The sequence below is a fragment of the Streptomyces sp. NBC_00038 genome (assembly GCF_026343635.1).
Lineage (GTDB): Bacteria > Actinomycetota > Actinomycetes > Streptomycetales > Streptomycetaceae > Streptomyces.
This window is the reverse complement of the sequence record NZ_JAPELQ010000001.1, coordinates 1,481,333-1,494,533: the sequence shown is the minus strand read 5'-3', so window position 1 is coordinate 1,494,533 and position 13,201 is coordinate 1,481,333. Positions and strand designations below refer to the sequence as shown.

The following is a 13,201-nucleotide window of genomic DNA, read 5'->3' as shown; positions in this document are numbered from 1 at the left end:
TTCGCGGAGCGCCGCGATGAGTTCCGGCCGGGGCGCGAGTCTGTTCTGGTGAGCGTTGTGCCGCGTCGTACGACGCGGCCCGGCACGAGACACCACGGAGGACACCATGACGACCACGTCCGGCAACGCGAGCAGCGACCTCCCCGGCAGGCCGCCGGTCGTCGACCTGGCCACCTGGCAGGCGGCACGCGAGAAGCTGCTGGTCCGCGAGAAGGCGCACACCCATGAGGGTGACGCGATCGCCGCGGCCCGGCGGCGGCTGCCGATGGTCGAACTCGACGGAACGGTCGAGGTCGTCGGACCCGACGGCCCGGTCCCGTTCCTGGACCTGTTCCAGGGCCGCGACGAGCTCGTGGTCTACCAGCACATGTGGTACGACGGGGCGCCGCACCAGGGGCAGTGCGAGGGCTGCACCACCACGGCCTGGCATGTGAAGGACGCCGTCTACCTCAACGCCCGCGGCGTCTCGTTCGCCGTCCTGACCTCGGGCCCGTGGGACGAGGTGGCTCCGTACGTCGAGTTCATGGGTTACACCCAGCCCTGGTACTCGGTACGGGGCGTGGAGGCGCCGATCGGCGGCGGAATGGGGCACATCGCCTGCTTCCTGCGCGACGGCGACCGCGTGTTCCTCACCTACTCCACGACGGGCCGTGGCAACGAGCCGGTCAACGGCTCCCTCAGCCTGCTCGACATGACGCCCTACGGCCGCGGTGAGGCGTGGGAGGACAACCCCGAGGGCCGGCCCGTGATCGGCGAAGTCCGCGAGGGGCACCCGTCCGTGGGCGGCCAGGCCTGCTGGTACTGGCGCTCGGACGCCGACGGCGTGGCCAGTTGGGGCCCGACCAGCCGCCCCGTGCCGCAGTGGACCCGCCCCGGCGCGACCCCCGTGGAGACCCTCGGCCGAAAGGGCCACCACCACTGAGGCCCAGCGCCGACCTCGACTGTGCTCGACTCCTGTTCTCCTTGATCACCCTGGTCGCTCTCTCAGCCATGGGATCCCCTTCGGGAGGGGTCCCGGAGGTGACGCCGAAGATGGCGGGCACCCAGAGGCAATTCTGAGACCGGGGAGAAGCAGGATGACTGATCCGACGCACGCCGTGCCCGCCGCCGGCGGCGGGGTGCCGGAGGCCCCGCCTCCCGCGGCGAGGGCGCACGACCCGCTGGCCGTCGCCCTCGGCAACGCCTCATTGCTCGGCGTCGGCTACCTGATGCTGCGGCGTCGAGGGCTCGCCATGACCGCCGCGGTGATCACCGCCGTGCTCGTCGTCCAACTCGTCTCGACCTCGCGGGTGTCGTACGAGGTCGCCGTGGTCCTGTGGTGGGTGGCCGTCACCGCCCACGGGTGGTTCCTGGCGCGCGGCGGCACAGGCCGGGTCGCGGTGCGCAGCCGGCGTCTGGTCGCGCTCGGCATCACGCTGCCGGTGCTGCTGGCCGTGGGGCTCCTGCGATTCGACGCCTCCAAGATAGAGCGGAGTGTCACCGAGGCCCGCGAAAGCGGCGACTGCGCCCGGGTGTTGGACGCCCAGGACAGGGTGTGGTTCGGGCACCGCATAGCCGACGCCCCGCTGACCGCCCGCGGCGACGAGACCGTACGGGCCTGCGACCGGCTGGAGACGGCCCGGACCGAGCTGGCCACCGCGCTGAGCGGGGACACCGATGCCTTGGACGAGGGTTTCGGCACACTCGCCTCGGTCCTTGCCGGACCCGGCAACGAGAAGACGGTCGCAGCGACCTTGAACGGATTCCTAGGCACCCTGCCCGCCAAGGACCCCTGCGACACCGTCACCGTCACCGACTGGCTCCGCGACCGGAAGCGGAGCCACGACGTACTGGACCGGTCGGCCGACGCGGCCGAGCGGACCGCGCCCGCCGCTCTCGTCGGATGCGCGGAAGACCTCATGGCGGACGGCAGTTGGGAGGAGGCCCGCACGCACTACGAGCAACTGCTCGCCCGGTACCCCGGAGACGGCCTCGCGGCCAAGTCCCGGAAGGGAGTCAGGAAGGCCACGCAGAGCATCGAGCTGGCCAACGTCCGGAGCCTGCTCGCGGGAGGGACAGACTCGCAGCCCGAGTACTGCTCCAACCCGGCGAAGTACAGCGGTGCCAAGCCCATCGGCAAGGGCACCAACCGTGCGCTGTTCTACGCCAACGACGAGTACGGCGACGACTATCCGGACAAACTCCCCGGCTCCTGGAAGGCCGACGATCCCGCCGACGCCGTCCTGGTGGTCTGCATGGGCGAGGACACCTCCGGAAGCTCCGTCGAGACGTGCCCGTACCAGAGCAGGACCTCCGGTGCCACCACGTACGTGACCTTCCACAAGATCGCGATACCGGTGAAGGTCTACGAGTTGCGTACCGGCAAGCTCGTCGCCAACCGCAAGATTCAGATCAACGGCACGAGTTGCCCCGCGCTCATCTCGTACTTCACCTACGGAGACTCCGACCCGGGCCCGCCGTCGACCAGGTACGTCGAGGAGTCCAAGTCCGACGTTCAGGCCGCGTTCGGGCCGCTGGTCGTCCGGTGAGCGGCGGCGGGCGAACAGCGCCTGTCCGATGGCGGTTTGGGAGGGCTCCCGTGCGGGTTGAGTGAGCATGGGGTACTGCACTGCCCGAAACCTCCGCCGCCGGTGGGCGGTTGGGTATTCAAGGCAGATCGGGTGGACGTACGTGAGGCGCGCTCGATGCGCGGCCAAGGGGGAGAGCACTGGTGGCAGGGGAGTGGGAACGGGCCATCGCAGGACGGTATCGACTGCGGCAGCGGCTGGGTTCCGGCGGCGGGGGAAGCGTCTGGCTGGCCGAGGACGAGGAGCTGCGGGCGCAGGTCGCGGTCAAGGAGATCGACGTACCGCACGAGTCGGGCGGAGCCGTCGGCGATTCCGTCGCACGGGGGCGCAAGGAGGCACTGAAGGCGGCGCAACTGCGCGAGCACCCCAACGTGGTCACGGTGTACGACGTGGTGGAGGACGACGACCGCCCGTGGATCGTGATGGAGTACCTGCCCGGTACGCGCGACCTGCGCGCCGTGGTGAAGGAGCGCGGCTCGCTGTCGAGTGAAGAGGTCGCCAGGATCGGAGCGGCCGCCCTCGACGCGCTCTCCGCCGGGCACCGGCTCGGAATCATCCACCGGGATGTGAAACCCTCCAACATCCTTCTGGCGCCGGACCATTCGGGTGTCGCCGACCGCCGGGTCCTGCTCACGGACTACGGCATCTCGCTGTGGCCCCGCGAGACCCGTATCACGCAGAGCGGCATGGTGGTCGGCACCCCGGGCTTCGTGGCGCCGGAGCGGCTGTCCGGCGGCGAGGCGACACCCGCGACCGATCTGTTCTCGCTCGGCGTCACCCTCTACTTCGCCGTCGAGGGCACCGCCCCCTTCGAGCGGGAGACGCTCGACGCCACCCTCATGGCGGCGCTGAACGCGGTTCCCTCCCCGCCGCGATGGGCGAGCGAGCCGCTCAGCCGCGCGATCATGGGGCTGCTGGCGAAAGACCCGTCGGACCGTACACGGGCGGCACAGGCGGCCGAACTGCTCGCCGAGGCCTCGGCAGAGGTTGCTCCGAGCGGTTCGGAGGAGGGCTCGCCAAGCGACGGATCCGGGGCGGACTCCGGCGAGCTCGGGCCCGCGCAGGGGCCCGGCCGAGCCGCGCCTTCCGGGAAGGACCCCAACACCCCGACCCGGCGCACGTGGGACGGCTCCCGCCGGGCGGCGGGCCGACGTACGCCCGTGCTGTTGACGGTCGCCGCCGTGTTGGCCGGGGGCGTCGGGTTCGCGCTGGGCGCCGCCACGTTCCGCGACGCGGGGGACGGGACGAACAGCCCGGAGGACAAGCCGAAGTCTGTCGCGACGCCCTCCCCGACCGTGACCCGCAGCGCGTACCCGTACGGCAGGCAGGTGGGGCTGCGCGAGGGGCTGGCGCCGGGCCAGTGCGTCGACGCCGACTGGAAGGACGGGGAGTTCAAGGGGCGGGCCGGCCTGAAGCTGGTCGACTGCTACGACGACGATCCCGAGGGGCAGGTCATCGCGACCGTGGCCGTCGACAACGCCGTACAGGCATCGGACGCACAGGCCGCACGGAGCGAATGCACCAGGCGCACCGCCGAGTTGCGCAAGACCATGGCCGACCCGGTGCTGTATGTCCTTACGCCGGAGACCGGGCAGAGCGAGCCGCCCGCCCCGGCCTGCCTGATCTTCGTGAAGGACGCCACCCTCGGCGGCCCGCTCGGCGACTTCCGCAAGTTCGGCGACGAGGTGTACAACACGCAGCTGGGCCCGGGCGACTGCATCGACGCCGAAGAGGACGCGGACGGCATCTACACCAAGACCCTGGTGAGCTGCGCAAAACCGCACGACGAGCAGATGGTCGGCTGGACCTGGGCCTCGGGCGACGGATCGGCGGACAGCGTCGACACGGCTGCGCTCTGCCAGGAGAAGTACGGCGTCAACTGGGCCCGTGGCCAGGGGCACGAGATGTCCGGCTGGCAGTCCAACGACGATGAGTGGAACGCCGGGTTCCGGCAGGTGCTGTGCAGCGTGGAACGGGAGGACGGCAAGAAACTCCCCGGAGGAGTGTTGAAGCCGGCGTACTGACCCGCGCCGCGACTCGGGACGCCGCGCACGGGCGGGTGGCGCTCACCGACTACGGCACAGCCCAGCACATGGCCGGCAACCCCTTGCACACTCGGTCCCGGCAACACCTGTGCCGGAGTGGGCTATTGGGCCGCGTTGCGCCATACCTTCACGTCCAGGGTGGCGTACGTCGTCCCGGACGAGCCCTGGTACGTCACGAGCCCCACGTGCCCCGTCCCGCTGATGACGCACATCTGCTGGCCGACGGTGAGGTCCTTGACCCAGATGTAGCTCTTGTAGCCGGTCGCCGCCTGGCACGCGTCCAGGCCTCCCTGCCGGCCTGCCGGCAGCAGGGCGAGGGAGCTGCCGGAGTCGGTGCCGGGGGCGAGGACCGCGCCCGAGGAGTAGACGGCGTAGGTCAGGTCCTCGTCGGAGGTCCCGGTGTCCGCCTTGGACCGCACCGGAGTGTCCGCCAGATACAGGTCGTGGCTCTTGGTCATCCGGATCCCGGAGTACGTCACCGGGGCAGGGGTCGTCGGAGCCGCGGGTTCGCTGGACGCGGCGGTCGGGGGAGCGGAGGTCGCGGTCCGTGTGGGCGTCGGGGGGCCCGAAGGGCTCGCCGGCAGAGCGGACTTGACGGGCTCGGGCTTCTCCGAGGTCCGGGCGGCGGACGGGGAGCCGGACGTCGACGGCGACGCCTTCTCGGCCGTGGCCGACTGCGACGCGGCCACCTCCTGCGCCTGGGGGTCGCTCTTGTCGCCGTCCCCCGGAACGAGCAGCAGCGCGACGCCCGCCCCACCGGCGACGAGCACGACGGCGGCCGCCGACAACACCCAGCCCCGGCCCTTGCGGCCGCTCTGGCCGCCCGAGTCGACCGAGGAGGTCTGCGCGGCGGCAGGCAACTGCGACTGTGCCTGCGGCTGCGACCAGGGAGGCGGAGCGCCGTACGGACCCGGCGTGGCCCCTGGCCCCATCACGAAGGGCCCGGGCTGCGCGGCGTGGGACGGGGAGGTGGGGGAGTAGGCCGCGGGGTACCCGTAGCCGCCGGAGCCGGCAGGTCCGAAGCCGCCGGAACCCACGGAACCGTCGGTGCTGGAGCCGACGGGCCCGAAGCCCTCGGGTCCCGCGGACCCGGCAGCGCTGGAGCCGACGGGCCCGTAACCGCCGGACCCCGCGGACCCGTAACCGCCGGAACCCACAGGCCCGAAACCGCCGGAAGCGTGAGCGCCCGGAGCCGCCCCAGCCCGGGCCTGATCGGCGCCTTCGGCCCGAGCCGCGATCCCCGCCGCCAGCTCGCCCGGCAGCCACGCGCCGGACGTGAACCGTGCTTCGTCACCGCGGTTCGTCTGGATCGTCGACACGGAGCGTATGACCTCCTCGACGGAAGGCCGCTCGGCGGCGGGCTTGCGCAGACACCGGGCCACCAACTCCCGTATCTCCATGGGCACGCGGCTGAGGTCGGGCTCCTCGTGCACCACCCGGTAGAGCACCGCGTGCGGGTCGCCCTCCCCGAAGGCCGCGACGCCGGTCGCCGCGAACACAGCGGTCTGCCCGAGGGCGAACACGTCGGCCGAGGCGAGGGCCTCACCGCCGAGCACCTGCTCCGGCGCCATGTAGGCGATGGTGCCGAGGGCCGTACCGCTCTGCGTCACCGACGTGGTGTCCGCGGCCCGCGCGACACCGAAGTCGATGACCCGTGGGCCGTCCGCGGCGAGCAGCACGTTCGACGGCTTGAGGTCCCGGTGCACGATGCCCTCGCGGTGCACCGCCTGCAGGGCCTCCGCGACACCGGCGATCAGCCGCAGCACGGTGTCGACAGGCAGCGGCCCATGGTCGCGCACCGCGTCGGCGAGGGACGGCCCCGGCACATAGGCGGTCGCGCACCACGGCATGGATCCCTCGGTGTCGCTGTCCACGACCGGAGCCGTGTAGAGCCCGTGCACCCGGCTCGCGGAGGCCACCTCAGCCCGGAACCGCTTGCGGAACTCGGGGTTCTCGGCCAGCTCAGGGCGGATCACCTTGACCGCGACGGCCCGCCCGCCCGGCGTGTGCGAGAGGTAGACACGCCCCATGCCGCCGGCACCGAGCCGTGCCACCAGCCGGTAGCCGCCGACGACTTGAGGATCACCGTCCTCCAGTGGCTGGAAACTCCCCGTATCGGGCCCACCGTTGCTCAACACGCGCCACTCCACCCCGTGATCTGCTCTCTGATGCCCCATTGCATCACGGGCCCCTCGTGTCCCGCCCGCTGGTGGAGTACTCGTGGAACTTGCTCAGACCCGGACCGCCCCGCCTTCGACGGGATTGTTAGCCTTGACCGTGATCGATTTCCTCATACACGGTCGAGTACGCGGCCGAGGCTCGCGATGAGCGTCGTCGACTCCTTCCCGCTCGGTGCCGCGACCACGCTCGCCGAACTCGCCCGGGACCCGCATCCGCGGCTGGCACTGCTCCGCGCGCAGGAGCCCGTCTCCTGGCTGCCCGAGCTGAACGGCTGGCTGGTGACCCGCCGCGACCTCGCGCTGAGCGTGATGCGGGACGCCGAGACCTTCACCGTCGACGACCCCCGGTTCTCCACCGCACAGGTCGTCGGCCCGAGCATGCTGTCCCTGGACGGTGACCGGCACGCCCGCCACCGCGAGCCCTTCACCGCTCCCTTCCGCCCTCGGGAAGTGCGTGAGGGCTTCGCCTCGTTCATCGAGCAGGAGACCGACCGGCTCATCACCGCACTGGAACCCGCGGGCGCCGTCGAACTGCGACGTGCCTTCGCCGGCCCGCTGGCGGTCGCCGTCGTGACCGAGGCGCTCGGGCTCGTCGGCACCACCGCGGCCACGGTGCTCGCCTGGTACGACTCCATCGTGGGCGCGGTGTCGGACATCACCGCCGGACACGAGGCGGGACCGGCCGGCCCGGCGGCGTACGCGCAGTTGCGCGCCGCGGTGGAAGCCACGGTCGCGGACCGGGGCGCCGACTCGCTCCTCGGTTCCGCCGCCGGGCGGCTGACGCTGCCGGAGGTGGCGTCCAATGCCGCGGTGCTGATGTTCGGCGGCATCGAGACCACCGAGGCGATGATCACCAACGCGCTGCTGCACCTGCTGCAACGCCCTGACCAACTCGCCCTTGTCCGGGCCGACTTCGGCCTGCTGGACGGCGCGATCGAGGAATCCCTGCGTCTCGAACCCGGTGCGGCGGTCGTGGACCGCTACGCCACCAGTGACACCGCCCTCGGCCCGGCCACGATCCGCCGAGGCGAATTGGTCACGGTCTCCCTGACGGGCGCCAACCGTGACCCGGCCGTCTTCCCCGACCCGGACCGGTTCGATGTCCGCCGCGAGAACGCGCGCCTCCAACTGGCCTTCGCACACGGCCCGCACTACTGCCTCGCCGCGCACCTCGCCCGTCTGGAGACCCGCATCGCCCTGCAGCACCTGCTCGAACGCCTCCCGGCCCTGCGCCTGGACCCGGAGCGCCCCGCCGCCGCGCAGGGACTGGTCTTCCGCAAGCCCCCAACCCTGCATGTGCTGTGGGACAGTCCCGCCTGACCGGCGGACGGTGTCATGAGAACAGGGCGTCCAGGTCCGGCTTCTTGTCGCCGAAGATCCCGTCCTGCTCACCAAGGGAGGCCAGCTTCTCCAGAGAGGGCATGTCGACCTGCGTCGGCCAGTCGGGCAGCGTCAGCTTCTCCATCACCCCGCTGTCGATCTTGGTGTAGACGGTGAGGATCTGGCGCGCCTCCTCCGGGTGTTCGGAGGCGTACTCCAGCGACTCGGTCATCGCCTCGGTGAACTTCTTCACCAGGTCGGGGTTCTCCTTGGTCAGCCTGGTCGTGGTGAAGTACGTCGCGAGAGTGAGCCGGGGGTCGGTCTCGGCGAACGGCGCCGCCACGACGCGCGCACCCTGGGACTTGGCGATCGTCTGCGCCGGTTCGCCCATCCAGGCGGCGTCCACCCGACCGCCGTCCAAAGCGGCCGGCATCTGGTCGAACGGGATCTCCACGAACTTGACCTTCGAGGCGTCGCCGCCGTCCTTGCGTACCGACTCGCGCACCGTGGTGTCCCCGATGTTCTTCAGGGTGTTCACCGCCACCGTCTTCCCCGCGAGGTCCTTGGCCGACCTGATGGGGCTGTCCTTCCTGACGGCGACACCGGTGACGTCGGTCGTGGTGTTTCCGGTGGTGGTAGCCCCGTTGACGACCGACTTGACCGGCACTCCCTGGGTCTGAGCGAGCATCAACGACGTGGTGTTGCTGAACCCGAACTGGAACTGTCCGCTCACCACACCCGGAATGATCGCGGCACCGCCCTGGGCGCTTTCCATCTTCAGCTCGATGCCGCGGCTGCTGAAGAAGCCCTTCTTCTGGCCCAGGTAGAGCGGCGCCACATCGACGATCGGGATGATGCCGACCTTGACCTGTGCCGTCTTGTTCCCGCCCGAGGACGACGAGCCGACGGTCCCGGCGGACGAGGATCCGCATCCGGCCGCACAGACGACCGTCAACACTGCTGTGGCAAGCCCGAGAATGCGCCTTTGCATGGGGCCTCTCCTGACAGAACGAGGATGAGTGTGTGCGTTTCGCGCGCCAATACGTAGGGAGATCAAGGGATTTGAGCGGAGTTGCTGGGCTCGTGTGGGCTGACGCCTCCCACGGCGCCCCCAAGGGGCGGTCGGATGGAAGGCCGGAGGTGCGACGGAGTGATTGCCTGCGGTGGTCGCCCGAGCGGCTCGCTGATCGCGACGACCCATGTTGTGCAGCTAGTTGACGGCAGTAACGTACACGCCTACTTTCGCGGTGTCATGCCCCTGGGACGCAACGGCTGCCCTGCCAAGGGGCGTTGATGCCGGCCCGGCCCCGCTGCCCCGACCAGTGACGCGCAGGGCGGCCGTATCCTCAACGGCGTGGACGAGAGGTGGCCGACGTGGACGACAGGTACCCCATGGCCTGGCCGGATTCCCCGGGTGGCACCCCATTGCGCCCTCAGTCGCTGATGCTCGCCTTCTTCGGCGACCATGTTCTGGGCGAGCACCCGCTGTGCGTGTACTCGGGCAGCATCATCGACGTCCTCGGCCGCGCCGGTGTCGGCGAGCAGGCCGTCCGCTCCACCCTGACCCGCATGGTCAACCGCGGCCTGCTGCAACGGCAGCGCCAGGGGCGCAAGATGTACTTCGGCCTGACCCCGCACGCGACGCAGATCCTCCACGACGGGGGCAAGCGCATCTGGAGGACCAGCGCCGTCAACGACGACTGGGACGGCACCTGGACCCTGCTCGGGTTCTCCCTCCCCGAGTCGTGGCAGCGCCAGCGCCACGACCTGCGCTCCCGGCTCAACTGGTCCGGCTTCGGGCCCCTTTACAGCGGGCTGTGGATCGCTCCCGGTGACGTCGACATCACCGACATCGTCGGCGAGCTCGGTCTCGCCGCCCACGTGAAGATCTTCCATGCCCGTGCCGACGATGCCACCGACATCGACCTGATGATCCGCGACGCCTGGGACCTGGAAAGCATCGCCGCCCGCTACATCACCTTCGACAAGAGGTGGAGCGCCTACCTCGGGAACGGCTCGGGCGACCCGATCGCGACCCGTCTCAGGCTGGTCGCCGAGTGGCTGGGCACCATTCGCACGGACCCGCGCCTTCCGGCCCGGCACCTACCGCCCGACTGGCCCGCCCGTCCGGCGGAGGAGACCTTCAGGCGCGTCGCGGCCGAAACCGGGGCCCCTGCCCTCCAGATGGCGGCCGAACTCCTGGAGACGACACCGCTAGGGACTTCCTGAACCGTCTGGAGTCGGGTCGATGCTTCGCGCGGCCTCACCTCGCCGTCTCTCAGGCCGTCGACCGCCGGACATGATGGGATGTGGGGATCAGGCTGGTGTAAGAGGTCCGGGGTTTTGGGGTGGGGGCACTATGAGGCTTGTGCCTGGGCTGTCCGGCGGCGTCGGCGAAGGTGTGGGGGCGGCGGCCGGCAGCCGGGCGCCGGACGCTCCGCGGGGGCCGAGCGCCCATGCCCATCTTCTGTTCGTGCTCGGTGAGTACGCCTTGGATGAAGGCACCGGCGCCTGGACACAGACCATCGTGGACGCTCTCGGCCTGGTCGGATTCGAGGAGAAGGCCGCCCGGAAGGCCTTGTCCCGCAGCGCCGCCGACGGTGTGGTGGTCTCGCGGCGAGTCGGCAGGCGGGCGCGCTGGCAGCTCACCCCGAGCGGCCGGGAGACCCTGCTTGCCGCCCAGGAGCGGCTGTTCGCGCCCGGCCCGGAGCGCGACTGGGACGGCGAGTGGCTGCTCTTGCTGACGAGCGTTCCGGAGAGCGACCGGCGACTGCGGCATCGCCTGCGAACGTCCCTGGGCTGGGCCGGTTTCGGCTCCTACGGGCCCGGCCTGTGGATCAGCCCGCACCCTTCGCGCGCGGACGAGGCCCGCGAGGTCGTGCGCTCCCTGGGCGACCAGGTGGAAGGCACCCTGCTGCACGCACGCCTCGACGACTCCGCCGAACGGCACCGGCTGGTCGCCCAGGCCTGGGACATCGCGGAACTGGACGCCCGGTACCGGGCCTTCATCGAACGCTTCGCCGCAGGCCGGCCGCACTCGCCGGGCGAAGCGCTCACCGAGCTGTTGCACCTCAACTACCAGTGGCGGCGCCTGCTGCTCGCCGACCCGGGGCTGCCGCCGACCCTGCTGCCGCCGGACTGGAGCGGCGAGCGGGCCCGCCGCCTGCTCCTGGACCGCCGCGCCAACTGGCGTGAAATCGGGCGTACTTGGTGGGAGCAGCGGGAGGCCGCGTCGGGCGTGGCTCAACCACAGGAGTAAATGCGACACAACCTTGACCTCACATCCACAGCAGTGTCCAATGTGCCTCGCCGCACTGTGGCCCCTTCCCCCTTCCCCTTTGTGCGGCGAGAGGCGGTACTCCACGTGAACCGCACCAGAGAGGCGTTACGAAGGCGCCGGACGACCGTGGTCGCGGCGCTCCTGCTGACACTGATCGGCCTGAGTCCCGGCACCGACTCCACGGCCGCCGCCGCGGAGGCACGGCGGGCGAACGGCGGCCCCATTCCGCCGGTGACGGACTGCGCCGATCTCGCCACTGACGGCACGACCGAAAGCGACCTGGCGGCCGTCCCGGACGCACCCACCCGGATCACCTCCGCCACAGTGGTCGAGGCCACCGCGACCGTACCGGCGTACTGCTTCGTCAAGGGCTACGTCGCCCCCCAGGTCAACTTCGAGCTCAAGCTGCCGCTCAGCACCTGGGAGGGCCGCTACCTGCAACAAGGCTGCGGCGGGCTCTGCGGATACATTTCCGCGACCACCTTCCCGACCGCGCCGGACCCGGCCTGCGAGGCCCAGGCCGGCGGGGACTTCGCGCTCGCCGCGACCGACGACGGCCACACCTCACCGGGCCCCTTCAGCGCCGAGGGGTGGGGTCAGGACCAGCAATTGCGGATCGACTTCGGGTACCGGGCGGTCCACGTGGTCTCCGTCGCAGCCGAGGCGATCATGAAGGAGTACTACGGGACGCCCCCGAGGTACTCGTACTTCAACGGCTGTTCGGACGGCGGCCGCGAGGGACTGATGGAGGCCCAGCGCTACCCGGAGGACTTCGACGGGATCATCGCCGGTGCCCCGGCCGCCTACATGCCCTTCCTCGCGAGCGAACACACCGCCTGGGTCGCCCGTGCCAACACCGGCGCAGACGGGCGGCCCGTCCTCACCGCGGACAAGCTCCCGGGTCTGCACTCCGCCGTCCTCACCGCCTGTGACGGCGACGACGGCCTGGTCGACGGCCAGATCGACGACCCGCGCACCTGCGACTTCGACCCCGCGTCGACACAGTGCCCCACCGGCGTCGACCGGGCGGACTGCCTCACCCCCGCCCAGGTCACGGCTACCCGGAAGCTGTACGCGCCGCCGACGGACGAGAACGGCCGACTGCTCTACCCCGGCCGCGAGGAGCCGGGCTCGGAGATCTCCTGGGCCGGCCCGCCGATCCCGTGGATCACCGCGCCCCCGGGCGTCCCCACCTTCGCCCCCGTCACCGCGGACAACTACCTGCGCTACCTGGCATTCCCGGTCGGCACGCCCGGTGTGCCGCTGGCGGACTGGGAGTTCACATCGCAGAACTTCGCCAAGCTGCTGCCGGAGCAGCGCACCATCGCCGCGCTCGACCCCGATCTGAGTGAGTTCCGCGACGCCGGCGGCAAGTTGATCCTCTATCACGGGTGGGCCGACACCCTGATCCCGCCGACCGGCACCACTAACTACTACCGGGCCGTCCAGGACAGCATGGGCGGACCGGCGGCCACCAACCGCTTCGCCCGCCTGTTCATGTTCCCCGGCCTCTACCACTGCACGGGGGGCGGGCCTGGACCCGACAACTCCGACCTGGTCCACCAACTGGTCGGGTGGACCGAGCGAGGGGCGGCACCGCAGAAGATCATCGCCACCCAGACCGACGCCAACGGCAATGCCACCCGCACCCGGCCCGTGTACCCCTATCCCACCGTCGCCAGGTACAAGGGCACCGGCAGCATCGACGAAGCCGCCAACTTCGCCCCGGCGCCTCCGGCCGGCCGACCCGACGACCACGTCGACTGGCTCGGCAGCGACCTGCTGAACTAGCCTTCCCGACCCGGTCGG

General features: G+C 70.9%; 9 protein-coding genes. 7 read left to right on the top strand and 2 right to left on the bottom strand.

Going from position 1 to position 13,201, the window contains the following annotated elements:
- The first annotated feature begins 106 nt into the window (after positions 1 to 106).
- The 3 genes from OG219_RS06955 to OG219_RS06945 all read left to right on the top strand — a co-directional run bounded on the left by OG219_RS06955 (position 107) and on the right by OG219_RS06945 (position 4,591).
- Entirely contained in the window at positions 107 to 922 is an 816-nt protein-coding gene (locus OG219_RS06955) for a DUF899 domain-containing protein (protein WP_266823950.1), read from the top strand.
- 154 nt (positions 923 to 1,076) lie between these two features.
- Positions 1,077 to 2,528 carry a tol-pal system YbgF family protein gene (locus OG219_RS06950; RefSeq protein ID WP_266823948.1) on the top strand — a complete coding sequence of 484 codons (1,452 nt, stop codon included), beginning with the start codon at positions 1,077 to 1,079 and terminating at the stop codon, positions 2,526 to 2,528.
- A gap of 182 nt (positions 2,529 to 2,710) precedes the next feature.
- Positions 2,711 to 4,591: a serine/threonine-protein kinase gene (locus OG219_RS06945; protein ID WP_266823946.1), complete on the top strand. Its 1,881-nt coding sequence runs from the start codon at positions 2,711 to 2,713 to the stop codon at positions 4,589 to 4,591.
- A 122-nt stretch (positions 4,592 to 4,713) separates the two neighbouring features.
- Here the strand turns inward: OG219_RS06945 and OG219_RS06940 are convergent, their stop codons facing one another.
- On the bottom strand, positions 4,714 to 6,750 hold the full coding sequence (locus OG219_RS06940) for a serine/threonine-protein kinase (protein WP_266823944.1): 2,037 nt from the start codon (positions 6,748 to 6,750) through the stop codon (positions 4,714 to 4,716).
- A 186-nt stretch (positions 6,751 to 6,936) separates the two neighbouring features.
- On the opposite strand from OG219_RS06940, the gene OG219_RS06935 reads away from it, so the two are divergent.
- Positions 6,937 to 8,112 (top strand): cytochrome P450, encoded by a 1,176-nt coding sequence (locus OG219_RS06935; protein WP_266823942.1) that lies wholly within the window; start codon positions 6,937 to 6,939, stop codon positions 8,110 to 8,112.
- A gap of 13 nt (positions 8,113 to 8,125) precedes the next feature.
- On the opposite strand, the gene OG219_RS06930 is transcribed toward OG219_RS06935, so the two are convergent.
- Positions 8,126 to 9,103, bottom strand: coding sequence for an ABC transporter substrate-binding protein (locus tag OG219_RS06930; protein ID WP_266823940.1), 978 nt, complete (start codon positions 9,101 to 9,103; stop codon positions 8,126 to 8,128).
- 401 nt (positions 9,104 to 9,504) lie between these two features.
- On the opposite strand from OG219_RS06930, the gene OG219_RS06925 reads away from it, so the two are divergent.
- The 3 genes from OG219_RS06925 (at position 9,505) to OG219_RS06915 (ending at position 13,183) form a co-directional block, all read left to right on the top strand.
- The gene (locus tag OG219_RS06925) at positions 9,505 to 10,341 is read left to right on the top strand and encodes a PaaX family transcriptional regulator C-terminal domain-containing protein (protein ID WP_266836025.1); all 837 of its coding nucleotides are present in this window, start codon (positions 9,505 to 9,507) and stop codon (positions 10,339 to 10,341) included.
- Positions 10,342 to 10,471: 130 nt separating this feature from the next.
- A complete protein-coding gene (locus OG219_RS06920; RefSeq protein WP_266823938.1) occupies positions 10,472 to 11,371 on the top strand; it encodes a PaaX family transcriptional regulator C-terminal domain-containing protein in 900 nt (299 codons plus the stop codon).
- 105 nt (positions 11,372 to 11,476) lie between these two features.
- Complete coding sequence (locus tag OG219_RS06915; protein WP_266823936.1) at positions 11,477 to 13,183, top strand: tannase/feruloyl esterase family alpha/beta hydrolase; 1,707 nt, start codon at positions 11,477 to 11,479, stop codon at positions 13,181 to 13,183.
- Positions 13,184 to 13,201 lie beyond the last annotated feature (18 nt).

Excerpts from the sequence above, each read along its gene's own strand:
- OG219_RS06955 (WP_266823950.1), top strand. The coding sequence starts at position 107 with ATGACGACCACGTCCGGCAACGCGAGCAGCGACCTCCCCGGCAGGCCG.
- OG219_RS06950 (WP_266823948.1), top strand. The coding sequence starts at position 1,077 with ATGACTGATCCGACGCACGCCGTGCCCGCCGCCGGCGGCGGGGTGCCG.
- OG219_RS06935 (WP_266823942.1), top strand. The coding sequence starts at position 6,937 with ATGAGCGTCGTCGACTCCTTCCCGCTCGGTGCCGCGACCACGCTCGCC.
- OG219_RS06930 (WP_266823940.1), bottom strand. The coding sequence starts at position 9,103 with ATGCAAAGGCGCATTCTCGGGCTTGCCACAGCAGTGTTGACGGTCGTC.
- OG219_RS06925 (WP_266836025.1), top strand. The coding sequence starts at position 9,505 with ATGGCCTGGCCGGATTCCCCGGGTGGCACCCCATTGCGCCCTCAGTCG.
- OG219_RS06920 (WP_266823938.1), top strand. The coding sequence starts at position 10,472 with ATGAGGCTTGTGCCTGGGCTGTCCGGCGGCGTCGGCGAAGGTGTGGGG.